This is a genomic window from Phytoactinopolyspora limicola (genome assembly GCF_011320225.1).
Taxonomy (GTDB): domain Bacteria; phylum Actinomycetota; class Actinomycetes; order Jiangellales; family Jiangellaceae; genus Phytoactinopolyspora; species Phytoactinopolyspora limicola.
Genome location: NZ_JAAOEN010000010.1, coordinates 82218 through 106491, shown reverse-complemented (window position 1 = coordinate 106491; position 24274 = coordinate 82218). Strand labels below are relative to the sequence as shown.

General features: G+C 68.4%; 20 protein-coding genes and 1 pseudogene. 6 read left to right on the top strand and 15 right to left on the bottom strand.

Going from position 1 to position 24274, the window contains the following annotated elements; genetic code table 11:
- Positions 1 to 25 precede the first annotated feature (25 nt).
- The 3 genes from G8760_RS20850 to G8760_RS20840 are packed head-to-tail and all read left to right on the top strand — an operon-like array spanning position 26 to position 3175.
- Entirely contained in the window at positions 26 to 1360 is a 1335-nt protein-coding gene (locus G8760_RS20850; RefSeq protein ID WP_166354748.1) for an ABC transporter substrate-binding protein, read from the top strand.
- A complete protein-coding gene (locus G8760_RS20845; RefSeq protein ID WP_166354747.1) occupies positions 1360 to 2271 on the top strand; it encodes a carbohydrate ABC transporter permease in 912 nt (303 codons plus the stop codon). The genes G8760_RS20850 and G8760_RS20845 overlap by 1 nt, the downstream gene beginning before the upstream one ends.
- Positions 2264 to 3175: a carbohydrate ABC transporter permease gene (locus G8760_RS20840; RefSeq protein ID WP_166354746.1), complete on the top strand. Its 912-nt coding sequence runs from the start codon at positions 2264 to 2266 to the stop codon at positions 3173 to 3175. Before G8760_RS20845 ends, G8760_RS20840 begins: the two co-directional genes overlap by 8 nt.
- Positions 3176 to 3226: 51 nt before the next feature.
- On the opposite strand, the gene G8760_RS20835 is transcribed toward G8760_RS20840, so the two are convergent.
- The 6 genes and pseudogenes from G8760_RS20835 to G8760_RS20810 form a co-directional block, all read right to left on the bottom strand.
- Positions 3227 to 3940 (bottom strand): pentapeptide repeat-containing protein, encoded by a 714-nt coding sequence (locus G8760_RS20835; protein WP_166354745.1) that lies wholly within the window; start codon positions 3938 to 3940, stop codon positions 3227 to 3229.
- A 17-nt stretch (positions 3941 to 3957) separates the two neighbouring features.
- Complete coding sequence (gene tsaE / locus G8760_RS20830; RefSeq protein WP_166354744.1) at positions 3958 to 4491, bottom strand: tRNA (adenosine(37)-N6)-threonylcarbamoyltransferase complex ATPase subunit type 1 TsaE; 534 nt, start codon at positions 4489 to 4491, stop codon at positions 3958 to 3960.
- Positions 4488 to 5672, bottom strand: a complete 1185-nt coding sequence (locus G8760_RS20825; RefSeq protein ID WP_207782552.1) for an alpha/beta fold hydrolase — start codon at positions 5670 to 5672, stop codon at positions 4488 to 4490. The genes tsaE and G8760_RS20825 overlap by 4 nt, the downstream gene beginning before the upstream one ends.
- Positions 5669 to 6841 (bottom strand): alanine racemase, encoded by a 1173-nt coding sequence (alr, locus tag G8760_RS20820; protein ID WP_166354743.1) that lies wholly within the window; start codon positions 6839 to 6841, stop codon positions 5669 to 5671. Before alr ends, G8760_RS20825 begins: the two co-directional genes overlap by 4 nt.
- Before the next feature lie 75 nt (positions 6842 to 6916).
- Positions 6917 to 8374 carry an NAD(P)H-hydrate dehydratase gene (locus G8760_RS20815; RefSeq protein WP_246222634.1) on the bottom strand — a complete coding sequence of 486 codons (1458 nt, stop codon included), beginning with the start codon at positions 8372 to 8374 and terminating at the stop codon, positions 6917 to 6919.
- A 125-nt stretch (positions 8375 to 8499) separates the two neighbouring features.
- Positions 8500 to 8847: pseudogene (locus tag G8760_RS20810) on the bottom strand (holo-ACP synthase); the annotation flags it as partial.
- 92 nt (positions 8848 to 8939) lie between these two features.
- Here G8760_RS20810 and G8760_RS20805 point away from each other — a divergent pair.
- Entirely contained in the window at positions 8940 to 9395 is a 456-nt protein-coding gene (locus tag G8760_RS20805; RefSeq protein WP_166354741.1) for a hypothetical protein, read from the top strand.
- Positions 9396 to 9437: 42 nt separating this feature from the next.
- Here G8760_RS20805 and glmS read toward each other — a convergent pair whose 3' ends face one another.
- Positions 9438 to 11285: a glutamine--fructose-6-phosphate transaminase (isomerizing) gene (gene glmS, locus G8760_RS20800; RefSeq protein ID WP_166354740.1), complete on the bottom strand. Its 1848-nt coding sequence runs from the start codon at positions 11283 to 11285 to the stop codon at positions 9438 to 9440.
- A 93-nt stretch (positions 11286 to 11378) separates the two neighbouring features.
- Here glmS and coaA point away from each other — a divergent pair, with 93 nt between their 5' ends.
- The gene (gene coaA, locus G8760_RS20795) at positions 11379 to 12353 is read left to right on the top strand and encodes a type I pantothenate kinase (RefSeq protein WP_166354739.1); all 975 of its coding nucleotides are present in this window, start codon (positions 11379 to 11381) and stop codon (positions 12351 to 12353) included.
- A gap of 125 nt (positions 12354 to 12478) precedes the next feature.
- On the top strand, positions 12479 to 13261 hold the full coding sequence (locus G8760_RS20790; RefSeq protein WP_166354738.1) for a PP2C family protein-serine/threonine phosphatase: 783 nt from the start codon (positions 12479 to 12481) through the stop codon (positions 13259 to 13261).
- 78 nt (positions 13262 to 13339) lie between these two features.
- On the opposite strand, the gene G8760_RS20785 is transcribed toward G8760_RS20790, so the two are convergent.
- From G8760_RS20785 to G8760_RS20750, 8 genes are all read right to left on the bottom strand, one after another.
- Positions 13340 to 13747: a VOC family protein gene (locus tag G8760_RS20785; protein WP_166354737.1), complete on the bottom strand. Its 408-nt coding sequence runs from the start codon at positions 13745 to 13747 to the stop codon at positions 13340 to 13342.
- Between the two features lie 202 nt (positions 13748 to 13949).
- Positions 13950 to 14636, bottom strand: coding sequence for a sirohydrochlorin chelatase (locus G8760_RS20780; RefSeq protein ID WP_166354838.1), 687 nt, complete (start codon positions 14634 to 14636; stop codon positions 13950 to 13952).
- Positions 14637 to 14789: 153 nt separating this feature from the next.
- On the bottom strand, positions 14790 to 15983 hold the full coding sequence (locus tag G8760_RS20775; protein ID WP_166354736.1) for a uroporphyrinogen-III synthase: 1194 nt from the start codon (positions 15981 to 15983) through the stop codon (positions 14790 to 14792).
- The gene (nirD, locus tag G8760_RS20770) at positions 15980 to 16393 is read right to left on the bottom strand and encodes a nitrite reductase small subunit NirD (protein WP_166354735.1); all 414 of its coding nucleotides are present in this window, start codon (positions 16391 to 16393) and stop codon (positions 15980 to 15982) included. The genes G8760_RS20775 and nirD overlap by 4 nt, the downstream gene beginning before the upstream one ends.
- Positions 16390 to 18996 (bottom strand): nitrite reductase large subunit NirB, encoded by a 2607-nt coding sequence (gene nirB, locus G8760_RS20765; protein ID WP_166354837.1) that lies wholly within the window; start codon positions 18994 to 18996, stop codon positions 16390 to 16392. The genes nirD and nirB overlap by 4 nt, the downstream gene beginning before the upstream one ends.
- A gap of 8 nt (positions 18997 to 19004) precedes the next feature.
- Positions 19005 to 20513, bottom strand: coding sequence for an FAD-dependent oxidoreductase (locus tag G8760_RS20760; protein ID WP_166354734.1), 1509 nt, complete (start codon positions 20511 to 20513; stop codon positions 19005 to 19007).
- A 17-nt stretch (positions 20514 to 20530) separates the two neighbouring features.
- Complete coding sequence (locus G8760_RS20755) at positions 20531 to 22627, bottom strand: molybdopterin oxidoreductase family protein (protein WP_166354733.1); 2097 nt, start codon at positions 22625 to 22627, stop codon at positions 20531 to 20533.
- Positions 22628 to 22811: 184 nt separating this feature from the next.
- Positions 22812 to 24251, bottom strand: a complete 1440-nt coding sequence (locus tag G8760_RS20750; protein WP_166354732.1) for an MFS transporter — start codon at positions 24249 to 24251, stop codon at positions 22812 to 22814.
- Positions 24252 to 24274: the final 23 nt, after the last annotated feature.

Sequence of the window (24274 nt, the reverse complement as noted above, 5' to 3'; positions counted from 1 at the left end):
ATCTTCCCGAAGGGAGCATCTCCGCATGAGCGCTCACCGAAGCCGCGCCGGCGGCCGACCGCTGACCCGCCGTGACTTCACACGGAACACCCTGGCCGGTAGCGCCTCGCTGGGCGCACTGGGGGCACTGCTCGCCGGCTGTGGCGGGGACGACGGCGGCGACGGCGGACCGGTCACGCTGCGGTTCTGGAAGTTCAACGCCGCCGACGACGGTGCCGACCCGCGCATCGAGGAAGCCATCGACGTCTGGAACGACGAGAACCCGGACGTCCAGGTGCAGTTCGAGACCTTTCCTTTCGAGGACTACACGACGACGACGCTGACCACGGCGTTCGCGGCGAACCGCGGACCGGACATCTTCTGGATCAGCCCCGGTGCGTTCATCGACTATGTCAACCAGGGTGTTGCGGCGCCGATCGGCGACATCGTCGACCCCACGGAGTACAACGAGCCGTCGATCGCGGCGGTCACGGTGGACGGCCAGATGATGTCGCTGCCGTTCGAGATGGAGCCGGTCGGCCTGTTCTACCGGCTCGACCACTTGGCGGACGCCGGCATCGATCCGCCGCGAACATGGGACGACCTCGTTGCCGCCGCGGAGGAGCTGACCGGGGGTGGACGACACGGTGTCGTCATCGAGACGGGCACCGGTCCGTATCAGAACTTCACCTGGTATCCGTTCCTATGGAGCGCGGGCGGGGAGGTAGTCAACGCCGAATCCACCGCCTCCGCGCTGCGTACCCCGGAGGCCGCCTCGGCGTTCGATCTGTGGGGCCAGTTGGTGACCCGCGGCTTCGCACCGGAGCGCACCGAGGAGGGCACCAACAACCCTGGCCCGCTGGGGCGGGGCGAAACCGCCATGCAGGTCTGTGGTTTCTGGGCCATCTCCATCCTGCAGAACCTGTATGACGACGTCCCGTTCGGCATCGTCCCTATCCCGGCCCCGCAGGGCGGCGAGCCGGTGACGGTCTACGGCGGCTGGACACAGATGATCAATGCCGGCAGTTCCCACATCGAGGCGGCCAAAGCCTTCACCGAGTGGCTCTGGGTGGCCAATGACGACTTCAGCGAGGACTGGGCCTGCCGGCTCGGCTCCAAGTACTCACCCCGGCACGCGGTCAACGAGGCGTGCGCCGACGTGTTCGACGCCGACCCGCACCGCGCGTTCACCGAGCAGATCCTGCCGACGGCGCGGGCCGAACCCCGTTACCCGGACCGGGTGGTGCGGGCGGTCGGCGACGGCCTCGAGGCGGCGATGTTCCGCGGCGCCAGCGGCGACGACGCCGCGGCTCTGGCAGCAGACCAGATCGACGCATTCCTCGACACCTACGACGGCGCCCCGCTGAACGCCGAGACCTGATGGCCGCCCGCACCGAACCGCGCCCGCCGGCGTGGTGGCGGACGCGACGAGGGCAACACCGCCTGGTCGGGTACGGCTTCCTGCTGCCCGACGGGTTGCTCATGGCGGTGTTCGTGGTGCTGCCGATCCTCGGCGCGTTCTACATCTCGTTCCACGACTGGTCGGGGATCGGCGATCGGGAGTGGATCGGCACCCAGAACTACGAGCGGCTGCTCGACGACACCCGGTTCCTCGACTCGTTGCGGATCACCGCGATCTACACGTTCACGTTCGTGCCGCTGCTGTTCTGTCTCTCACTCGGCTTGGCGATATTGGTCAACTCGGGGATCCGGCTCACCGGGGTATGGCGTACCGCGTTCTTCGCCCCGTTCATGGTGTCGTTGGTCGTCGCGTCGGTGATCTGGGGGTTCATGCTGCAGAACCCGGCCGGCGCGGTCAACGCCGTCATCGGCATGTTCGGGGTGGACCCGCAGCCCTGGCTCGGTTCGACCCGGCTAGCCCTGGTCTCGGTGATCATGGTCGGGTTGTGGCAAGGCATCGGCTACAGCATGATCCTCTTCCTGGCCGGGCTCCAGGACATCCCGCGGGTGTACTACGAGGCGGCCAGGGTCGACGGTGCCGGCGGGTGGCGCCAGTTCCTCAGCGTGACGCTGCCGCTGCTGAAGCGGACCAGCGTGTTCGTATTGATCATCTCGTTTATCAGTGCTCTGCAGATGTTCGACGAAGTGTTCGTCCTGACGCAGGGCGGACCGGCGGGTGCTACCACCACCGCGGTGTACTACATCTACGAGACCGCGTTCCGGTTCCTCGACCTCGGATACGCGTCGGCCCTGGCCATTGCCCTGTTCGTGGTGATCCTCATCTTCTCTCTGATCCAGCTGCGGATCTTCCGGGAGGAGTCACATGACTAACCGTGCCTCGGCTCCGGCCACCCAACCCGGCGTCGTGCCAGCCCGCGGCGTCCCGCCGGCCCGACGCCGCCGTCGGCGCAGCGCCGGGCAGCTCGGCCAGCGCGTCGTGCTCTACGTCCTGGCCCTGATGGCCTTCGTGTTCTTCGCCGGCCCATTGCTGTGGATGTTGTCGAGTGCGTTGAAGAGCCAGGCTGAGGTCCTGGCCAGCCCGCCAACGCTGATTCCGGAGACGTTGCATTGGTCGAACTTCGCCGAGGTGTTCCGGCAGATCCCGTTCGGGCGCTACATGGTGAACTCGGCGTTCGTCGCCACGACGGTGACCGTGTTGTCCTTGGTGTTCCACTCGATGGCCGCCTATTCGCTGGCCCGGCTCGACTTTCCCGGCCGCAACGTCATCTTCGTCAGCATTCTGGCGACGTTGATGATCCCGTTCACCGTCATCCTGATCCCGCTGTTCATCGTGGTCGACCAGCTGGGCTGGGTGGACACGTACTGGGCGTTGATCATCCCGATGATCCCGCACGCGTTCGGTATCTTCCTGCTCCGTCAGTTCTACTTGGGTCTGCCCAGGGAGCTGGAGGAGGCGGCCATCGTCGACGGCGCTAGCTTGATCCGGGTCTACACGCGGATCGTGCTGCCGTTGTCGCGGCCGATTCTCGCGGCCCTGGGTATCTTCTTCTTTCTCGCCAACTGGAACAGATTCCTGTGGCCGTTGATCGTCACCCATGACCGAGACCTCTACGTCGTCCAGCTCGGCATGCAGCAGTTCAGCGGGGAACGCGGTACGCGGTTCGAGCTGATCATGGCTGCCTCGACCGTGGCGATACTCCCCACCTTGATCCTCTTCTTCGTACTCCAACGACGTCTCATCGAAGGCATCAAGCTGACCGGCCTGAAAGGATGACCACAGCCCATGATGCGGGCTGACGAAGCGGACTGGGAGCGTGCCTCGCGGTTATTCGTCGACGACGAGACCAACCTGGGCGAGCATGGCGGCCGCCTGATCTGCCGAGATGACGGCTCCAGCCAGCCGATACGCATCTGGCAGCGGAAACTCGCCGAGGTCGGCGCCGCGTAGGTCTGCCCCGGCGAACTCCGCCGCCCGTAACTCCGCACCACGTAGCCGGGAGTCGACCCATACCGTGTCCCGAAGGTCGGCGCCGGCGAGCACGGCGTCGTCGAGCCGCAGCCCATCCAACGTCTGCCCGCGCAGGCTCAGCCCAGCCAACGACGCCAACATCAGGTTGCACCGGGCGAACCGGCAGCCGATTCCCCGCACCTCGTCAAGGCGGGCCCCCACCATGCGGCAGCCAGTGAACTGCACCCCAGCCACCATGGACCCGGTCCACCGGGTGTTGGCGAGATCGACCCCGACGAACTGCGCGTCGGCGAGGTCGGCTCGGGTAAACGACGCTTTCGCCGCGGATCCCCCGCTCCACATGGCCTCGTCGAGCTGAGCGGCGGTGAACGTGGCACCGTCGGCGCGGCAGTTGTCGAAGGTGGCACCAACCAGCCAGGCCTTGGACAGGTCCGCCTCCGCGAAGTTGCACCGGCGGAACGTCCGTGGCTGATCGAGCACAGCTGCCAGCTGGGCTCGGAGGTCACGCCCGCTCAGGTCGGCGTCGAGGATCTCGGCGCCGCTGACGAGCTGCTCGTCGAGGGAAGTCATCACCCCTTGATAGCAGGTCAGGGCGACAGCATCGGGTCGAGCCGCACCGATGCCCAGCGCTCGCCTACCGCCACGACACGTACCCGACGTGGGTCGACGACCTCACCCGGCTCGACGGCACCTGGCTCGACGACGTCCGGTGTGCGGCCGGGGTCGCTCCCGTCGATCGACCGCTCGATGTGAATCTCCAAACGCTCCCCGGCCAGGCCTTCGGCGAGACCTTCGCCCCATTCGACCACGGTGACCGCCTCGTCGAGAGTGGCCTCCAGATCGAGGTCTTCCAACTCGTCCCACCCGCCGAGCCGGTAGGCATCGACATGCACCAGCGGCACACCGCCGTGTAGGGATGGGTGCACCCGGGCGATCATGAACGTCGGCGAGGTGATCGGCCCGCGCACACCGAGGCCCTCGCCGAGTCCCTGGGTGAACGTCGTCTTGCCGGCCCCAAGCCCACCACCGAGCAGGACGAGGTCACCGGCGCGTAGCAGTGGCCCTAACCGTCGGCCCAGGGCAGACATCTCGGCCGCGGTGGCCACGTCGAGTTCGATCATGAACGACTCCCCCGGGCCGGATCGATGGAGGTGATACGGGTAGCCGTCGTCCGTTTCGTGGTGGATCCGGCACCCCGCCGGACCCGTTCGATCAGCACCTCCAGGTGATCGGTGACGACGTCGTGCCGTTCCAGCAACACCATGTGCCCGGCATCGGCCACCTCGACATACTCAGCTTGCGGCAACGCGTCGGCAATGGCGCGGCCGTGTTTGAGCGGAGTTAGGTGATCGTGGTCCGCCGCGACGACGAGACCCGGTAGACCAGCCAAAACCGGCAACGCGTCATGGGCGTCGATACCCCACACCACGGGTAAGAACTCAGCCAGCACCGGCACCGGCGTGGCCGCGTTCATGGCCGCGGTGAACTCGACCAACGCCGGGGAACCACGTTTGCTGAACGAGTACCGGCGGGTGACGACGTACCCGAGATCACTGCCGGCCCGGCGGCCGCGTTCCACCAGCTCCGGGCGGCGGGCCAGGGCGGCCACCAGTCCAGGTGCGGAGCGGGTCGCCAGCCGCCCGAGTGGAGCCGGCAACCCGAAAGTTGAGCCGTTCATACCCTCGGCGCTGGTGGCGATCAGCGCGAAACCGCGAACCGACTCACCGAACAGGTCCGGCCGCTCCAACGCCAGAGCCAGCATGGTCATCCCGCCCATCGAGTGCCCGACCAGGATCACCGGACCGGACGGTGCGGTGGCGTCGATGACCGCCGCGAGGTCGGCGGCGAGCCGTTCCCGGACTACCTGCTGGCGCGGCTGCTCCCGACGGGTGTTGACGTCGACGGTGGTCTCGTTGCCGTCGGGCCCGGCCGTTCCCCCCGACCGGCCATGACGACGCTGGTCCCAGAACACGAGCCGGGCCCGCCCCCGCAGGTCACGGCGTTGAAAGTGCCACGAGTCCTGGGTCAGGGCGTAGCCGTGGCTGAACACCACGGTGAGGTCGGTGGGTTCGGCGGGTTCGTCCACCTCGACGTACAACGGCGCACCGTCGTCGGCGACGACGATCCGCGAGGTGCCTCGCAACGATCCGAACGGCTCGTCGGCGTAGGGGTCGTCCTTACGTAAGGACCGGCCCATGACATAGCGCTCGGCGGCGAAGCCCACGGCCGCGCCAGCAGCCGCTACACCCACGACGGCGCCGACCGACCCCAGCGTCTTGCCCACCGCCACCAGTCGGCTCACCGTTGGGGCTCCTCACCCACGTAGGTGCGCGGCAGTCGGGGCGCGAACCGGGTGACGATCTCGTACGAGATGGTGCGGCACGCCCGCGCCCAGTCCTGTGCGGTGGGTTCGCCGGCCGCGTCGCCGAACAGGACGACCTCGTCGCCGGCGCGGACGTCGTCGTCCCCGACGTCGACGACGAACTGGTCCATACACACCCGCCCGGCGACCTGCCGAATCCGGCCGCCTACCAGCACCGGTGCTCCGGGGCCGCCGTCGCCACCGGAACCGTGCCGCGGCACCCCGTCGGCATACCCCAGCGGTACGAGTGCCAGCGTCGTCTCACGGTCGGTGACGTAGAAGTGGCCGTAGGACACGCCGTGTCCGGCTGGTACCCGCTTGACCAGCGCCAGCCGGGCCCGGACCGACATGGCTGGGCGCAGGCCGACCTCGTCGGGACGGACGGCGTCGGGCACCGGCGACAACCCATACGTGGCCAGGCCGGTGCGGACCAGGTCGAAATGTGATTGCGGCGCCATCAGGGTGGCGGCCGAGTTAGCGAGGTGGCGTACCTCCGGGCGGGCTCCCCTCGCCTCGGCGGCGGCCAGCGCGGCCCGGAAAGCCGCTACCTGCGCCGTGTTGACCGGATGCTCCGGGGCATCGGCGATGGCGAAGTGCGACCACAACCCGACGACGTTCACCAAACCGTCGGCCTGAGCCTTGAGGGCGGTGTCGACGAGGGTCGTCCACTCGGCCCGCGGCGCACCACCGCGACCCAACCCGGTGTCGACCTTCAGGTGCAGGCGGGCGGTCCGGCCGGTCTCCCGGGCGGCGGCAGCGATCTCCGCCACTGCCCACGGGGCCGACGCCGAGACGTCGACGTCGGCGGCCAACGCGTCGGCCCAACGCTCCCCAGGGGCACAGAGCCACGCCATCAGCCGCCCGGTGACACCGGCGGCACGCAGGGCCAGCGCCTCGCCCAGCACCGCCGTGCCGAGCCAGGTGGCACCGCCGGCCTGTGCGGCCCGCGCCGCGGGGACCAGGCCGTGCCCGTAGGCGTCGGCTTTCACCACCGCCATCACCTCGGCGGCGCCGGTCCGGATGTTCAGCTCGCGCACGTTGTCCCGGATGGCAGAGAGATCGACGCGGACCTGCGCGTGCGGCACGGGTCCCCCAGCGTGTTCGTCCACGATGTCGATTCTCCCACCTCCCTCCCCATGATCATGAACACTTTGCCGTGCTATCGCACGGCAAAGTGTTCATGATCATGGGGAGGGAGGTGGGACGAACGTGGCGAGCACACCAGGCAACGCGTCGAGCACAGAACTCGCACCGGGCGCACCGACCGCAGCCGCCGCGGCCCGACCCGCCTGGCCATGGATATACGCCGCGACACTCCCGGCGTCCAGCGGATCCAGCCCGGCGGCGAGCAACGCGCCGGCCAGACCAGCGAGTACGTCACCCGATCCGGCGGTAGCCAGCGCCGGTGTACCGGTCGGGTTCGCGCGGGCTCTCCCATCTGGCCCGACGATGAGGGTGGTGGACCCTTTGAGCAACACCGTGGCGGCCCACCGACGGGCGGCCTCACGCGCATGATGGAACCGACGCGCTTCGACGTCGGAGCGCTGTGCACCCACCATCCGGGCCAACTCGCCGGCGTGTGGGGTGAGCAACGCCGGCGAGGTCAAGGGCGACGGCAGATGACGCAACGCGTCCGCGTCGACCAGCACCGGCAGCCCTGACTCCAGAGTCGCCGCGATCTCTTCGCCACGGTCGTCACCGAGCCCCGAGCCCACGGCCCATGCCTGCACCCGACCGGTGTTCTCGACGTCGGCGCTGGCCACGATCTCCGGCCAGCGAGCCAGCACCATACTGGTCACGTCGCTCGGCCCAGCGAGTCGGACCATCCCGGCGCCACCCTGCACCGCCGCCCCGGCCGCCAGTACAGCTGCACCGCGATAGCGCGTCGAGCCGGCCAGCAACCCCAGCACACCACGCCGGTACTTGTCCGAGTTTCGCCCGGACCGCGGCAATAGGACCGACACATCCGCGGGTTCCAAAACCTCGACAGCCGGCTCCGGCAGGTACGGCGCCAGCCCGATGTCGACGAATTCAACATGGCCGGCCAGCTCCGCCGCGGGATCAACCACCAAGGCGATCTTGTGGGTGCCGAACGTCACCGTGACGTCGGCACGCACCGCTGGGCCGGACACCTCTCCGCTGTCGGGTTCGACGCCGCTGGGCAGGTCCACGGCGACGACGAGCCCGGCCTGGGCGCTGGCCATCTCGGCCAGCCGGGCGGCCTCGGGCCGCAACCCGCCGCTACCACCGATACCCACTATGCCGTCGATGACGAGGTCGGCTCGCTGGATGGCTTGGTCCGCGTCCGGCGTCGACGGGCGGCCCGGTTCCGAGACCACCCGGCCGCCGGCCTGTATGAAGGCAGCCATCCCCGCGGTGTGTACGCGGTCGTGCCGGAGCAGCACCGCGTCGACCCGCGCGCCGCGTCGCGCCAGCCGCGCTCCCGCCCACAAGGCGTCGCCGCCGTTGTCACCACCGCCGACCAGCAGGGCGACCCTGGCCCCGTACGGGCCGCCCAGGACACCGGCACACACAGCTGCCAGGCCGGCCGCGGCCCGCTGCATCAGCGCACCATCGGGAAGGGTCGCCATGAGGGCGGCCTCGGCAGCGCGGACGTCGGCGACGCTATGGGCTCCAATCACGTCGTGGCTTCTCCTTCCAGGTGGTCACCGACGCTGGACGGCTCGACGCTGGACGGCTCGACCGTGGCTGGTGAGACTGTGGCCGGTACGACGGTAGCTGGGCCGGCGGGAGTTCCGGAGCCGTCGCCCTCCAGCACCACCATCGCCGATGCCACACCGGCGTCGTGGGACAACGACAGGTGTACTCGCTGTACCCCGAGTTGGACGCAGCGCCGCTGCACGGTGCCGCGGACGCTGAACCACGGCCGGCCGGCGTCGTCCCGGACCACCTCGGCGTCGTGCCAGTGCAGCCCGGCCGGGGCTCCGAGCGCTTTGGCCAACGCTTCCTTGGCGGCGAACCGGGCCGCCTGGGATGCCACGGTGCGCTGACGCTCGTCCGGGGTGAACACCCGGTCGGCCAGCGCGGGAGTCCGCTCCAGCGTCTCAGCGAACCGCGCGATGTCCACGACGTCGATCCCCACGCCAACGATCACCACCCCAGACTAATGGTGCGCCGGCTCACCCCGCGCCGACTCCGGTTGTCACGCCGGATAGGTGAGGGAGCGGGCGGGGCTATCATCGGCGCGTGGTCACATCCGCGCTGGCCGTCATCCACCTGGGGCTTCTCGCCGTCTGGCTGGGGGCCATGCTGTACAGCCTGGTGATCGTGCAGCCGAGAGCGGCGCGGTTCTTCACCGACGACGACACCCACGAGGAGTTCCTCACCGTACTCGGCGCGGGCAACCGCACCCCGGTGCTGGCGATCCTCGTCGCCGTCGTCGGCACCGGCATCCCGCTGGCGGCCACCGGCGAGTTGTCTACGGCGGCGGGCTGGCTGCTGGGTGTCGAGGGGGTGCTGGTCGTGGCTGCCGCGGCCGTCTTCACCCGGGTCTCATGGCGGCTCTGGCCCCGCCGGGTCTTCGCCCTACCGAGCGAACGCCCGGCGCACCGAACCCAGCTACGCCGGCATGCCCTCCTCATGGTGGCGCTCGTCGGCACCGCGTTTGTGCTCGCCGTGGTGGCTGTTACCAACCCCGCCTGAACCGCACGGGGCACCGTCGCGTGCGGTACCGCACTCAGCGGCTCACTCGACGGTGACGCTCTTGGCCAAGTTGCGTGGCTGGTCGACGTCGAATCCGCGTGCGCTGGCCATCTCGCAGGCGAACACCTGGAGCGGCACGGTAGCCACCACCGGCTGGAGCAGCGTCGGACAGGCCGGCACCCGCACGATGTGGTCGGCATACGGTTCGACGGCGTCGTCACCCTCTTCGGCGATGACGATGGTCCGCGCCCCTCGAGCCCGGATCTCCTGAATGTTGCTGACGATCTTGTCGTGCAGGACGGACCGGCCGCGGGGCGATGGCACCACAACAACGACGGGCACCCCGTCCTCGATCAACGCGATCGGACCGTGTTTGAGCTCGGCGGCGGCAAAACCCTCGGCGTGCATGTAGGCGAGCTCTTTGAGCTTAAGCGCACCTTCCAAAGCCACCGGGAAACCGACATGCCGGCCGACGAACAACACCGACGTCGCGGTCGACAGCTCCCGGGCCAGGGCACGTACCGGCTCCATCGTCTCCAGCACCTGGTCGACCTTGGACGGGAGGTCGGACAGGTCGCGGACCACGGCCTGGATCTCGTCGCCCCACTTGGTGCCTCGGACCTGCCCCAGGTACAAACCCACCAGGTAGCAGGCGATGAGCTGGGTGAGGAACGCCTTGGTAGAGGCCACCGCGACTTCGGGGCCGGCATAGGTGTAGAGGACGGCGTCGGACTCGCGTGGGATGGTGGAGCCGTTGGTGTTGCAGATGGCCAGTACCCGCGCCCCCTGCTGGCGGGCGTAACGCAGCGCCATCAGGGTGTCCATGGTCTCGCCGGACTGGCTGATCGCGATGACGAGGGTGCGCCGGCCGACGACGGGGTCGCGGTACCGGAACTCACTGGCCAGCTCGACCTCACAGGGGATGCGGGTCCAGTGTTCGATGGCGTATTTGGCTACCAGCCCGGCATGGTACGCGGTGCCGCAGGCGATGACGACGACCTTCTCGACCTCGCGCAGCTCCTCGTCGGACAGGCGCATCTGGTCGAGAGACAGCTTTCCTCCGGTCCCGATCCGGCCCAGCAGGGTGTTGGCGACCGCCTTGGGCTGCTCGGCGATCTCCTTGAGCATGAAGTAGTCGTAGCCGTCTTTCTCCGCCGCCGAGGCGTCCCAGTCGACGTGATACCCACGTACGGGCACCTGCGCTCCGTCGGTGTCGGTGACAACGACGGTGTCCGGGGTGATCTCGACCACGTGGTCGTCGTCGATCTCCAGCGCTTCCCGGGTGTGTGCGATGAAGGCCGAGACGTCGGAGGCGAGAAAGTTCTCACCGTCGCCAACGCCGACGACGAGGGGCGAGTTGCGCCGAGCGGCGACGACCCGGTCGGGAGCGTCAGCGTGGACGGCCACCAGGGTGAAGGCTCCGGCCAACCGGCGGCAGACGGCACGCATCGCGTCGGCCAGCCCAGACCCGGCCGCCACCTCGGAGGCCAGCATGTGTGCCACGACTTCGGTGTCGGTGTCGGAGACGAAAGCGACGCCGTCGGCCTCCAACTCCGCGCGCAGCCGAGCGAAGTTCTCGATGATGCCGTTGTGGATCACCGCGACCCGGCCGGCCTGGTCAAGGTGAGGGTGGGCGTTGCGGTTGGTGGGCGGGCCGTGGGTGGCCCACCGGGTATGGCCGAGGCCGGTGGTGGCCGACGCTAGCGGTGTCTCGTCGAGCGCCTTCTCCAGGTTGGCCAGCTTGCCCGCACGCTTCAACGATGCGAGCGCACCGTCGGCGACGACCGCGACCCCAGCGGAGTCATAACCCCGGTATTCGAGCCTACGCAGCCCTTCGAGCACAACGCTGATGGCCTGCTGACCGCCTGTGTATCCCACGATTCCGCACACCCGAGCCAGCGTAGCCGCCGCGGGCCCGGCAACCCAGCCAGACCCGGACCTCTGCTACCGCCGCGCCAGGACCATGCGCACAATAGGCGGGTTATGGCCGAACACGACGTCAACTCCGGACCAGCCGCCGGGGCTGCCCCCTCGCCGTTCGTCGACCTGAGTAGGACCGAATGGTCTCAGCTGCGCAACCAGACGCCGCTGCCGCTCACGGGTGACGAGCTGGAAGAGCTGCGCGGCCTGGGCGACGAGGTCGACCTCGACGAGGTCAGCGACATCTACCTGCCCCTTTCTCGGCTGCTCAACCTGCACGTACGGGGCACCGCTGGGCTGCACGAGGCGACGACGACGTTCCTGGGTTCGTTCCCCGAGCGCACGCCCTACGTGATCGGCATCGCCGGTTCCGTGGCAGTCGGCAAATCCACGACGGCCCGGCTGCTACGGCTGCTGCTGGCCCGCTGGCCCGAGCACCCCCAGGTGGAATTGATCACCACGGACGGTTTCCTGCTGCCCAACGCCGAGCTGGAACGCCGCCAGTTGCTGCAACGCAAAGGTTTCCCGGAGTCGTACGACCGCCGAGCACTCCTGCGCTTCGTCGCGTCGGTAAAATCGGGGGCCGCTGAGGTCCGTGCACCGTCGTACTCACACCTGACCTACGACGTCGTACCCGATGAAGAAGTCGTCGTGCGCCGGCCAGACATCGTGCTCATCGAGGGGCTCAACGTTTTGCAGCCGGCCCGCCCTCGGGGCAACGGCGTGGCCGGGCTCGCGGTGAGCGATTTCTTCGACTTCTCCATCTATCTCGATGCGGCCCAGGAGCACATCCGCGACTGGTACATCGACCGGTTCCTCCGGCTGCGAGAAACCGCGTTCCGCCGGCCGGAGTCGTATTTCCACCGGTACGCCGATCTCGACCACGACGCCGCCGTCGCCCGCGCGGCGCACCTATGGGACAGCATCAACGGACCGAACCTGGACCGGAACATCCAGCCCACCCGCAGCCGAGCCAAGCTGGTGCTCACGAAAGACTCCAGCCATGCCGTCCAGAGGATCCGGCTACGCAAGATCTGAGCTGGTGTGTCGCACCAGCGTGTCGCACCAGTGCCCCTGCGTGGGAAATCTCTTGCCGGAAACTTCCCCCGCAGGGGCACTATGTGCCGTGTCCCGTCTGGGACATGTGGCATTAGTGTGTTCCCATGCACTTGCGCTATGTGGCGCGCTCGGACGTGGGGCTCGGTCGGGAGGGCAACGAAGACTCCGCGGTGGCCGGGCCAGATGTCCTGGCGGTGGCTGATGGGATGGGTGGGCACGCAGCTGGCGAGATCGCCAGCCAAGCGGCGGTGGCGGAGTTCTCCAGAGCGGTCGGCGCCGGAGTGCCCGCACCGGCGCTGGAGCAGTTGGCGGACCTGTTCACACACGCCAACAACCGCATCAGACGGCTGGTCGCCGAGTCTCCCGAACGGGAGGGGATGGGTACCACCGCCACGGTGATCCTCGGGCCGGTCACCGGCAACGGCCAGGTCGCTCTCGGACACATCGGCGACTCACGTGCGTATCTTCTGCGCGGCGACACCCTCACTCAGCTCACTCGGGACCATACGTTCGTGCAGACACTTGTCGACGACGAACAGATCACGCCGGCCGAAGCGCGGGTACATCCGGCCCGGTCAGTGGTCACCAAGGTGCTGCAGGGCGAGAATCCCACCGAACCAGACCTCGAGTTCGTCCACGTCGAGCCTGGTGATCGGATCCTCGTGTGCAGCGATGGCCTGACCGACGTGGCAACCGACGACGACATCAGGGATGTCCTCGGGGGCGGCGGTGCGCTCGATGAGGTCGCCGACCGGCTCGTCCAGCTGGCATTAGCCGGCGGTGGTCCCGACAACATCACCATCGTGCTCGCCGATGTGGTGTCCGGTGATCGCGGCCCCGGCGACGAGGCTGCAACGTACCTGGTCGGCGCCGCCACACCGGCCTGACAGCTACACCTCACCGTCGGCCCCTGGTGATCGTGATCGTGGACGGCTCGTCCGGCAGTGTCTGGCGTGCCTCGGCGGTCAGCCCGTCGGCAGGGGCTTGAGCACACAGAACTCGTTCCCGTCCGGGTCGGCCAGCACGACCCACGACACGTCGTCGGCCTGCCCGACCGACACCCGGGTGGCCCCGAGGTCGATCAGCCGGTTGACCTCACGATCCTGGTCGGTGGGGCGTAGGTCGAGGTGGAGCCGGTTCTTGGTGCTCTTCTCCTCCGGAACCCGCAAGAACAGCAGGTCTGGGGAGATGCCGTCTTCGGGGCTGCCGGCAGCGGGTTCGAGGACCACCTCGTCCGGCTCGTCATACGTCCGCCGCCAGCCGAGCGCTGCCTGCCAGAAGTCGGCGATCCGGCTCGGGTCCCGAGTGTCGACACACAGACACTGGATACGTAAGGCCGGCGGCACAGTCGACTGGGTCGGTACCTGGTTCATTCGTCTCCCTGCTTCCCACGTTCGGAGGTACGCGCCGATGTGTAGGCCTGGGCGGCGCGCCCAGTCTGCAGGCATCATCTGGCCGGCGAGTGGGTCGCCGCAAGGCGTTTTCGGCCCCGCCGGCGGACGGGGTCAGCGCCCCGCTCTCAGCGCCCCGCTCTCAGCGCCCCGCTCTCAGCGCCCCGCTCTCAGCGCCCCGCTCTCAGCGTCCGGCGGCGGCTTCCCGGTAGCGGGTGACGATGAGGTCGACGACGGCCGGATGGACCCCGATCGGGGGTGCGACGACGTCGGCGCCGACGTCGTCCAAACGGCGAAGGAACAACCCCGGTGCCAGCAGATATGACGCCACACCAACCCGCTGGAATCCCGCCGACCGCAAGGACGCAACCGCCTCGGCCACCGTGGGCGCCGCGGTTGTGATGTAACCAGCTACGACGTCTCGCCGCAGCACGGCAGCCAGCTTGGTGGCGGCTACCTCCACCTCAGCGAGCGCGTCGTTGTCCGATGACCCCGCGGCGGCGAGGACAACCGCGTCGGGTAGCTCGCCCCGCGCCGCCTCACGTAACCGGTCGGCCACCGCGGCGACCACTGCATCGTCCGGCCCGAGCGCCGGAGTGACGACCGCCACATGTCCGGTAGCGGCCACCGCTTCAGGAACGTCCACTCGCACGTGATAACCCGAGGCCAAGAACATCGGTACCACTACCGGTGTCCCGGGCAACTCGGCGAGTACCTCGTCCAGCATCGGCTCGATCACGTCGACGTAGGCGATCCGCACAGGTACGTCTGGGAGGTGTCGTCTTACCTCGTCGAGTAGGTGCTCGAGCACAACGGGACCGTCGGGATCACGCGTCCCGTGAGCCGTCGCGACGAGCGCGTGTTGTGCCACCACGTCGCAACTCACCGTCCCCGTCTAGTCGTCACCAAGCCACCGGCCACCATAGTCCACCCAGCCGTAGCGTCCTGCACCGCGAGCGTCAGGGACCACGCGTCGCAGGACGTCCGACGTTGCCCTCGTCCGTAGCGTCCTGCACCGCGAGCGTCAGGGACCACGCGTCGCAGGACGTCCGACGTTGCCCTCGTCCGACACGGCACCCGGCCGGGGAACCTCTATGCCGTACTTCTCACCGGTCGACTCGGGTTCGTGGGCAAGGCGATACCCACGTTTAACGACGGTCTGGATTATCTTGCTTCCCAGCACACCACGCAGGCGGGTGATCGCCATCTCCACGGCGTGTTCATCACTGCCACCGCCGGGCAGCACACTGAGCAGATCCGATCGGCGAACCACCACCCCCGGCCGTCGCACCAATGCCCGTAACACCGCCATCGAGGCCGGCGGCAACTCCCGCACCGCTCCGTCCACCAGCACCGCGTGTCCGCGTAGCTGGATTTCGTGACCGGCGGCCCGAATGATGCGGCAACTCGCCGGTAGCTCCCCGACGATCTCGCGGACGAGGGCGCCGAGGCGGGCCCGCCGTGGCTGTACGGTGATCACCCCGAGGCGTTCGAGGTGGCCGGCAGTAACCGGGCCAACACATGCTGGCACCACCCCATCGCGGAAAGCCGCGAGAACGTCGTCCACAACACCCTTCTGACCCGCCAGAGCCAGGAAGCTCGCCACGGCCGGGGCGCTGGTGAAGACGACACAGTCCACCGTTCGGTGCACTACGGCGTCAACAACCCGGGCCAGCGGCGCGGTGTCGTCCGGTGGTGTCCACTGGTATACCGGCACCGCCACCACCGTCGCTCCTGCCGCTACTAGCGCATCGGTGAAGTCCGGCAGCGGTTCTCCGTGTAGTTGCACGGCCACCCGGACGCCGGTCAGGTCCCGCTCTAGGAGGTATTCGAGCACTTCGGCGGAGGACTCCGATGCTGGCGACCAATCGTCCACCAGGCCGGCCGCCCGGATCGCGCCGCGCGCCTTGGGCCCACGAGCCAACAGCGTCGCCGAGGTGAGCCGGGCCAGCAACACCTCACCCAGGCCCCAGCCGTCGGCGGCTTCCATCCATCCGCGGAACCCGATCCCGGTGGTCGCGACTGCGATGTCCGGGGGAGTCTCGATACAGGCCTGGGTCGCGGCCAGCAGATCGGCGTCGTCGTCCAGGGGAACAATCCGGATCGCCGGTGCCTGGATCACTCGTGCCCCGCGGCGTTCCAGCAGGTTGCCCAGCTCCTCGCGGCGCCGGGCCGCGGTCAGCGCGACGGTGAAACCGGCCAGTGGCGCGGCGGTCACGCTGCTGCCTCCGAGCCGGTGTAGACCTCGACCCGGCCGTGTGTCACCCGGACGCGGTAAACCATGACCGCAACGTCCGGATCATCCAGGCAGCGCCCGGTCCGCAGGTCGAAGACCTGTTTGTGCATCGGCGACGACACCGTCGGCGCCTCACCCCGGTTGCCGACAATACCCCTGGCCAACACGTAGGCGCCGGAGAACGGGTCCCGGTTGGAGATGGCGTAGATGCCGCCGTCGTACGTGCGAAACAACGCTATCTGCACTCCGCCTACGAGGGCTGCCGCACCGCGCTCCAGGGACAACGCGTCGTAACCGCAGACGTCCACCCACCCGTTGCGTCCTGCGCCGCGAGTGTCGGGGGCCACGCGTTGCAGGACGTCCGACACCGGGGCTAGCGAGTCCGGCATCATCGGCGCACCACCTCCAATTGGGCACCCGCGATCGGCACCGGCCCGGTAGCCGGGTCCGGGTCCGGGTCCGGGTCCGGGTCCGGGTCCGCCGGGCGGATCTGTTCGCGTTCGGTGACGAATCGGATACTCGGGTCCGGGACATCTGGAGCGTTGACGAAAGAGACGAACCGGCGGAGTTTCTCGTCGTCGTCCAAGACCGCCGCCCACTCATCGGCGTAGGTGTCCACATGGGTGTCCATGGCCGCGTCGAGGTCGGCGCAGATACCGAGCTCGTCGTCGACGATGACCCGGCGCAGGTACGCCAACCCGTCGCCGTGTTCGTCGTTGAGTGCTTCCAGCCACGCCGACGTGCGCTGCAGCCGGTCGGCGGTGCGTACGTAAAACATCAAGAACCGGTCGATGAGCCGGACCAGCTCATCAGTGTCCAGGTCGGACGCGAACAGCTGGGCATGGCGCGGGTTGAACCCGCCGTTGCCGCCCAGGTAGAGATTCCAGCCGCAGTCGCTGGCGATGATGCCGAAGTCCTTGCCACGTGCCTCGGCGCATTCTCGCGCACATCCCGACACCCCCGCCTTGATCTTGTGCGGTGAGCGCAATCCGCGGTAACGCAGCTCCAGCATGATCGCCAGCGACGTCGAGTCCTGCACGCCGTAGCGACACCACGTCGACCCCACACAGGATTTCACCGTGCGCAGCGCCTTGCCGTACGCGTGGCCGGATTCGAATCCGGCGTCCACGAGTCGCCGCCAGATGATGGGCAACTGTTCAACCCGGGCGCCGAACAGGTCGATCCGTTGCCCACCAGTGATCTTGGTGTAGAGGCCGAAGTCGCGGGCCACCTCACCGATGACGATCAGCTTCTCCGGGGTCAGCTCGCCACCTGGAATCCGCGGCACCACCGAATACGTGCCGTTGCGCTGCAGGTTGGCCAGGAAGTGGTCATTCGTGTCCTGCAGCGCGGCCTGTTCACCGTCCAAGATGTGCCCAGATCCCAAGCTGGCCAAGATCGACGCCACAACCGGTTTGCAGATGTCGCAGCCACGGCCGCGGCCGTGTCCGGCGACGATGTCACTGAAGCTGCGCAGCCCGGTCACCCGGATCGCGTCGAACAGTTCGGCTCGGCTCAGGTCGAAGTGTTCACACAATGCGGTGCTTGCCTCAACACCCGACTGGGCCAGCAGTGTCTTGATCAGCGGCACACAACTCCCGCACACCGTGCCGGCCTTGGTGCACGTCTTGACTGAAGCGACGTCACAGCACCCGTCGTCGGCGATGGCGGTACGGATGGCACCGGCGCTGACGTTCTGGCAGGTGCAGACCTGGGCGGCATCGTCCAGTGACGACGTCGACGGCCCGGCCATGAGCAGTTGCTCTGGAGTGTCCGGCAGTGGCTGGCCGACGAGGGTGCGCAGCGCGGCGTATGACGACGCGTCGCCGACCAGGACCCCGCCAAGGACGGTAGACGCGTCGTCGGTGAGGACGAGCTTCTTGTAGACGCCGGCCACCGGGTCGGCGTAGACCACGTCCAACGCCCCCGGGGTGGCGCCATGGGCGTCCCCGAAACTGGCCACGTCCACGCCGAGCAGTTTCAGTTTGGTCGAGGTGTCGCAATCGGTGAACGCCGCCGTACCGCCCACCAGCCGGTCGGCGACCACCTCGGCCATCTCGTAGCCGGGGGCCACCAGGCCATAAATCGTGCCACCGGCCAGGGCACATTCCCCGATAGCCCAAATGGCGGGGTCCGCGGTGCGGCACGCGTCGTCGACCTGGACGCCCCCTCGTTCGCCAAGGTCCAGGCCACACGTACGGGCCAGTTCATCCCTGGGCCGGATACCGGCGGAGAACACCACCAGGTCAACATCCAATACGACGCCGCCCGCGAAGTTCATCCGCAGCCGCCCGTCGTCCAGCGCGGTGAGCTGTTCCGTCGCGGTGTCTACGTGCACGTCGAGGCCCAGCGATTCCACGGCCCGCCGGAGCATCTCGCCGCCACCCTGATCCACTTGGGCTGGCATGAGCCGGGGCGCGAACTCAACGACGTGGGTCTCCACCCCTAACGATCGCAGCGCGTTGGCCGCCTCCAGGCCGAGCAACCCGCCCCCGACAACCGCACCGACCCGGGCACTGGCGGCGCGCTCCCGGATGGCGTCCAGGTCGTCGATGGTGCGGTACACGAAGCAGCCGTCCAGGTCGGCCCCCGGCACGGGCGGGACAAACGGCCGGGAACCGGTGGCGAGGACCAACGCGTCGTACTCGACAACCCGCCCGGTGGCGGTCGTGACCGTCCTGGTGTCGCGGTCGATAGCCACGGCGGGCTCACCAAGGTGCAGGACACAACGTTCGCCGTCGTAACAGTCCTCCGACACCAGGCTCAGCTCCTCGGCGCTGGTGCCGGTCAGGTAGGACGTGAGCGCCACCCGGTCGTACGCCGGACGTGGCTCTTCGCCGACCACCGTGATCTGCCATCGCTGTTCGGTGTCGCGCTCCCGCACCGCGTCAACCAGTCGCTGCCCCACCATGCCGTTGCCGACGACGACGAGCCGCCGCGCGGCTACCCCAGCAACCGTTTCGGCGCGCAATCCCGGAACGGGCTCCGCGAACATGTCCACGCTCATGCTGGAACCTCCACTCGCGCCGCCGCCCGTCGTCTTGCGTCCTGCGCGCCGTGGCGTGGGGGGCTCGGGGTGCAGGACGCAGCGTCAACCAGAGCCGACACCACGTCCCGGCAACCGCCGCAGCCAGTTGTCGCGCGGGTGCACAGTGCCACGTCGGCCACCGTCCCAGCGCCGTCGGCGCACACCTGCCGGATGTTCCCAGCACTGACCGTGTTGCATCGGCAGACCAATTCGTCGTCGCTCATCCGGGCTGGATCGGCCGTCGCGGGTGTACCGGCCACCGGGAAGATCAGCGACCGCGGGTCGGCGGGCACTGGTCCCGAGCGGTCGAACAACTCGGTGACCGTCCCCACCGTCTCGGCACCGCCCAGCATGATCGCTCCCGCTACGCGGTTGTTCCGGATCACGATCTTCTGGTACCGCCCACGTGCTGGGTCCGCGAACCGCAGCACCTCGACGCCGCGTGCGCCATCAGCGTCGGCGTTCACCTCACCCATGGCCGCCAGGTCCACATCGGCGGCCTTCAGCCGGGTCACCACGGGTGAACCGCGGTAGGCCGTCTTCCCGCCGGTGATCACCTCGGCCAGCACCACCGCCTGCTCCCACGCGGGAGCGACCAGGCCATACACCTTCCCGGCATGCTGGGCGCACTCACCGATCGCGTGGATCCGCGGGTCGGAGACGGACGCGAGCTGATCGTCGACGACGATCGCCTGCTCCACCGCCAGCTTCGCCTCCCGGGCCAGGCCCACGTCGGGACGCACACCACAGGCCACCACCAGCACGTCAGCGGCCACCCGCACCCCGTCGTCCAGCACCAGCACGCGTTGCCCGGCGACCTCGTCGTACGCTCGTGCGTGAGCGCCCAGGCGGACCCGCACCCCCAACGGACGCAGGGTGCTCATCAGCACCTGGCTGGCTTCCTTGTCGAGTTGCCGCTCCATCAACCGGTCCAGCGGGTGCACGATCTCGACCTCGATGCCACGGCCGGCCAGACCGCGCGCCGCCTCAACACCAAGCAGCCCGCCGCCCAACACCACCGCCCGGCGCACTCCGGACAGCCGGCCCAGGATGTCGCGGCAGTCTCGCAACGTCCGGAATACCGCGACGTCCGGTCCTAGTCCCCCGCCGCCGAGTTCGTCCACCAGCCCCTCGATGGGTGGTACCCAGGCCCGGCTTCCCGTGGCCAGGACCAGCCGGTCGTAGCCGATGTGTTCACCTGCGGTGGTCAACACCCGCTGCCGAACCCGGTCGACGTGTTCTACGGCTACCCCGAGGCGAAGGTCGACCCCTTCGGAGGCATACCAGGACGGCGACACCATCTCCACGTCCGCGGCGGTGAGCGACCCGGCCAGGACCGACGACAACAGAATCCGGTTGTAGGCCGGGTCGGGTTCAGCGCCAATGACGGTGATGTGCAGATGCCGCTGCGGGTCACGTGCCCGCAGCTCCTGCACCAGCCGGCTACCGGCCATGCCGTTGCCCACGATCACCACTCGCGTCACAGGTGCCTCCTTGATCGTCATCTGACCGGCTCCAGCCGTACCGCGCAGACTTTGAACTCCGGCATCCGCGACACCGGATCAAGCGCCGGGTTCGTCACCTGGTTCACCGCCTGCTCGCCGCCCCAGTGGAACGGCATGAACACCGTGTCCCACCGGATCGACGTCACCAGCCGGACGCGACCCACCGCCGCACCGCGCCGGCTCACTACCCGCACCCGCACGCCGTCGTCCAGGTCGTGGCGGGCGGCCAGATCCGGGTGGATCTCCACGTACGGTTCACCCAGTGCGGCCGCCAACGCTGGTACCCGGCCGGTCTGGGTGCCGCTCTGGTAGTGCTGCAGGTTCCGGCCGGTGGTGAGATACACGGGGTACTCAGGGTCCACGTCTTCGACGACGGGCCGGTGGTCCACGGCTACCATGGCGGCCCGGCCGTCCGGCGTCGGGAATCCGTCGGCGAACAACCGCGCCGTTCCCGGCACGTCTTCGGACGGGCAGGGCCAGAACACGCCGCCTTCACGGTCGATGCGCTCCCACGTGATGCCCGCGTAGTCGGCGACGCCACCCGCACTGGCCCGGCGCAGCTCATCGAAGACCATCTGCGGTTCGGCGGAGAACCGGCCGTGGTGGCCGAGCCGTTCCGCGACGTCGGTGAGCACGTCCAATTCGCTGCGTACGCCCTCCGGCGGGTCGGTGGCCCGCCGGCGGCGGATCACCCGGCCTTCCAGGTTGGTCATGGTGCCGTCTTCCTCCGCCCATTGGGTGACCGGGAGAACGACGTCGGCCTGGGCGGCGGTTTCGGAGAGGAACGGGTCGCACACCACCAGCAAGTCCAGGTTCGCCAACCGCTCGCTGACCCGCCCGCCACGCGGCGAAGACACCACCAGATTGGAGCCGTGGACCAGCAGGGCGCGTGGACCACCAGCCGTGCCGAGACTGTCCAGCAGTTCGTAGGCCGACGGGCCGGGTCCGGGCAGGTCCGCCGGGTCGACCCCCCAGACGGCGGCGACGTGCTCGCGTGCCGCCGGATCGTCGATGCGCCGGTATCCCGGGAGCTGGTCGGCTTTCTGGCCGTGTTCGCGCCCGCCTTGCCCATTACCTTGGCCGGTGACGCAGCCGAATCCACTGTGCCGCCGGCCGGGCAAGCCGAGGGCCAGGCTCAGGTTGATTAGTGCGGTCACCGTGTCGGTGCCCTTGCTGTGTTGCTCCACGCCGCGGGCAGTGAGGATCACCGCGCCCCGGCCGGACCGGCCGCGGGCTATCGCCCGTATTGCCGCCTGCAGGTCGGCCACGGGGACCCCGGTTTCCCGCTCCACCCGGCCGGGCCACCACTGAGCGGCGATCCGCCAGACCTCATCGAAACCCCTGGTCCGCTCGGCGAGGTAGGGGCGGTCGAGGTGCCCGTCGCTGAACGCCACGTGCAACAGGCCGAGCGCGAGCGCCAGGTCAGTGCCTGGTCTTGGTTGCAGGTGAAGTGTTGCCTGCTCCGCGGTGCTGGTCCGGCGCGGGTCCACGACGACGACGTCACCGCCGCGCGCCCGGACCGCGGCCAGGTGTTGCATGAACGGCGGCATCGTTTCGGCCATGTTCCCGCCCATAACCAGAACCGCGCCGGTCTGCGCTAGGTCGGGCAGTGGGAACGGCAGACCGCGGTCGATGCCGAAGGCCCGGTTGCTGGCCGCTGCGGCCGAGGACATGCAGTAACGGCCGTTGTAGTCGATGTTCTTGGTCCGCAGCACGGTGCGGGCGAACTTACCGAGCTGATAGGCCTTCTCGTTGGTCAGGCCGCCGCCGCCGAAGACGGCGACAGCGTCGTCGCCGTGCTGGCTCTGGATGGACCGGATGCCTCGAACGACGACGTCGAGCGCCGTATCCCACGAGACCGGCTCGAACGGTTCCGCCCGGCTGTTCCGGACCAGCGGCGTGGTGAGCCGGTGTGGCGAGTCGAGCAGGTCGGCCGCGGTCCAGCCCTTCTGACACAACCCGCCCCGGTTGGTGGGGAAGTCCAGTGGGCTGACCTGGAGTGACGTGCTTCCGTTGGGGGTGGCGGCGGCCCGCGTCAGCGTCATCGCACACTGGAGCGCGCAGTATGCGCAGTGTGTCCGAACCGGTGCCATGGTTGCGATGGTGTGAGCTGCGGGTTTCTCCACCACGTCGGTCGTGTTTCGGGGGCGATAAATGCCATGCACGGTGATCACCTCTGCCTGGTGAGCCCCCCATTCCCCCATGATCATTGGCTTTTTCCCACCGGATTCGGTGGACTAAAGCCAATGATCATGGGCGGGGGCGCGGGCCGCGGAATTAAATGTCGACGGTGGAGAGGTTCGGCGAGCGCTCGATCATGAAGGTGCGACGGGTGTAGTGCCACCAGGTCAGCAGGACACACGTCGCGTAGAAACCCAGGAAGATCACAAACGCCGTGGCGATCGCGCTGGCCGGCACCGCGCCGTCGTTCAGCAACCCCAGAACGCCGAACGTCGAGACGATCAGGAATCCACCAAACGCGCCGACCGCTGAGGAGAGCCCAATCACCGCGGCCGCGCGGGTGCGGCCGCGGGCCAGTGCCGCGGCACGGGTGGCCCCGGTTGCGCCGGGTGTTTCTAGCAGGGCGTGTTTCTGGAAGATCATCGGGATCATCCGGTAGGTCGAGCCGTTGCCGATCCCGGTGGTCACGAAGACACCCAGAAATGCACCCAGGAACAACGGCCAGGACTCCCGGTTCACCGCGATGATCACTGCCACGGTTCCGGCCGCCATCCCAAGGAAGTTCCAGAACGTTACCCGGGCCCCACCGAGGCGGTCCGCGAGCCAGCCACCGAACGGTCGGGCCACCGAACCGATCAATGCCCCGAGAAAGGCGAAATTGGCGATACTCACCTCCGGAAACTGCAAGCCGATCAGCAACGGAAACGCCGCCGAGTATCCGATGAACGAACCGAAGGTCCCGATGTAGAGCCAGGACATCACCCACGTGTGCTTGTGCCGTACCACGGTGATCTGGTCGCTGAACCTGGCCAGGGAGACCGTCAGGTTGTTCATGAACAACCACGCGCACCCGGCCGACACCAGAGCGAGGGCGGCCCACACGTATCCGGCCCGGCCCAGATCCACACCACCGGAACTGGCGGCCACCAGCCCAAACAGACCACCAGCACCAACGATGACGGGCAGGCCGAGCTGGATGATGCTGACCCCGATGTTTCCGCCAGCGGCGTTCAGGCCGAGCACCAACCCCTTCTTGCGGTCTGGGTAGAAGAAGCTGATGTTGGTCATGCTCGACGCGAAGTTGCCGCCACCGACGCCCGCGGTCGCGGCGATCAGCAGGAACGCCCAGTACGGCGTGGACGGGTTGTTGACGGCGACGACGAGCAGCAGCGTCGGGACCAGCAGGAGTAGGCCGCTGATCACCGTCCAGTTCCGCCCACCGAATTTCGGGACCGCGAACGTGTACGGCACACGAAGCACGGAACCGACGAAGTTAGGAACGGCGACGAGGAAGAACAGCTGCGACGCGCTGAACCCAAAGTTGTAGTGTGCGACGAGAAGCGCCGCCGAGATACTCCATAGCAGCCAGACCGAGAACGCGATGTTCTCGGCGAAGACGGAGAAGATGAGATTGCGGCGGGCGACCTTCTTGCCGGTGTGCTCCCAGAACTCTGGATCCTCGGGCTCCCAGTGATCGATCCAGGCGCCTCGGTGCCGCGTGGGGGGAAGGTGTTCACGGACGAGGGTCTGCGTCATCGTCGCCTCCGCGATCTCGACGT

Bases quoted from the DNA above. Each gene is read 5' to 3' on its own strand.
- nirD (WP_166354735.1), bottom strand. From the start codon at position 16,393: ATGATGCCGGACTCGCTAGCCCCGGTGTCGGACGTCCTGCAACGCGTG.
- tsaE (WP_166354744.1), bottom strand. From the start codon at position 4,491: ATGATCGAACTCGACGTGGCCACCGCGGCCGAGATGTCTGCCCTGGGC.
- G8760_RS20785 (WP_166354737.1), bottom strand. From the start codon at position 13,747: ATGAACCAGGTACCGACCCAGTCGACTGTGCCGCCGGCCTTACGTATC.
- G8760_RS20850 (WP_166354748.1), top strand. From the start codon at position 26: ATGAGCGCTCACCGAAGCCGCGCCGGCGGCCGACCGCTGACCCGCCGT.
- G8760_RS20835 (WP_166354745.1), bottom strand. From the start codon at position 3,940: ATGACTTCCCTCGACGAGCAGCTCGTCAGCGGCGCCGAGATCCTCGAC.
- G8760_RS20840 (WP_166354746.1), top strand. From the start codon at position 2,264: ATGACTAACCGTGCCTCGGCTCCGGCCACCCAACCCGGCGTCGTGCCA.
- G8760_RS20750 (WP_166354732.1), bottom strand. From the start codon at position 24,251: ATGACGCAGACCCTCGTCCGTGAACACCTTCCCCCCACGCGGCACCGA.
- G8760_RS20845 (WP_166354747.1), top strand. From the start codon at position 1,360: ATGGCCGCCCGCACCGAACCGCGCCCGCCGGCGTGGTGGCGGACGCGA.
- nirB (WP_166354837.1), bottom strand. From the start codon at position 18,996: ATGTTCGCGGAGCCCGTTCCGGGATTGCGCGCCGAAACGGTTGCTGGG.
- coaA (WP_166354739.1), top strand. From the start codon at position 11,379: ATGGCCGAACACGACGTCAACTCCGGACCAGCCGCCGGGGCTGCCCCC.
- G8760_RS20755 (WP_166354733.1), bottom strand. From the start codon at position 22,627: ATGGCACCGGTTCGGACACACTGCGCATACTGCGCGCTCCAGTGTGCG.
- G8760_RS20790 (WP_166354738.1), top strand. From the start codon at position 12,479: ATGCACTTGCGCTATGTGGCGCGCTCGGACGTGGGGCTCGGTCGGGAG.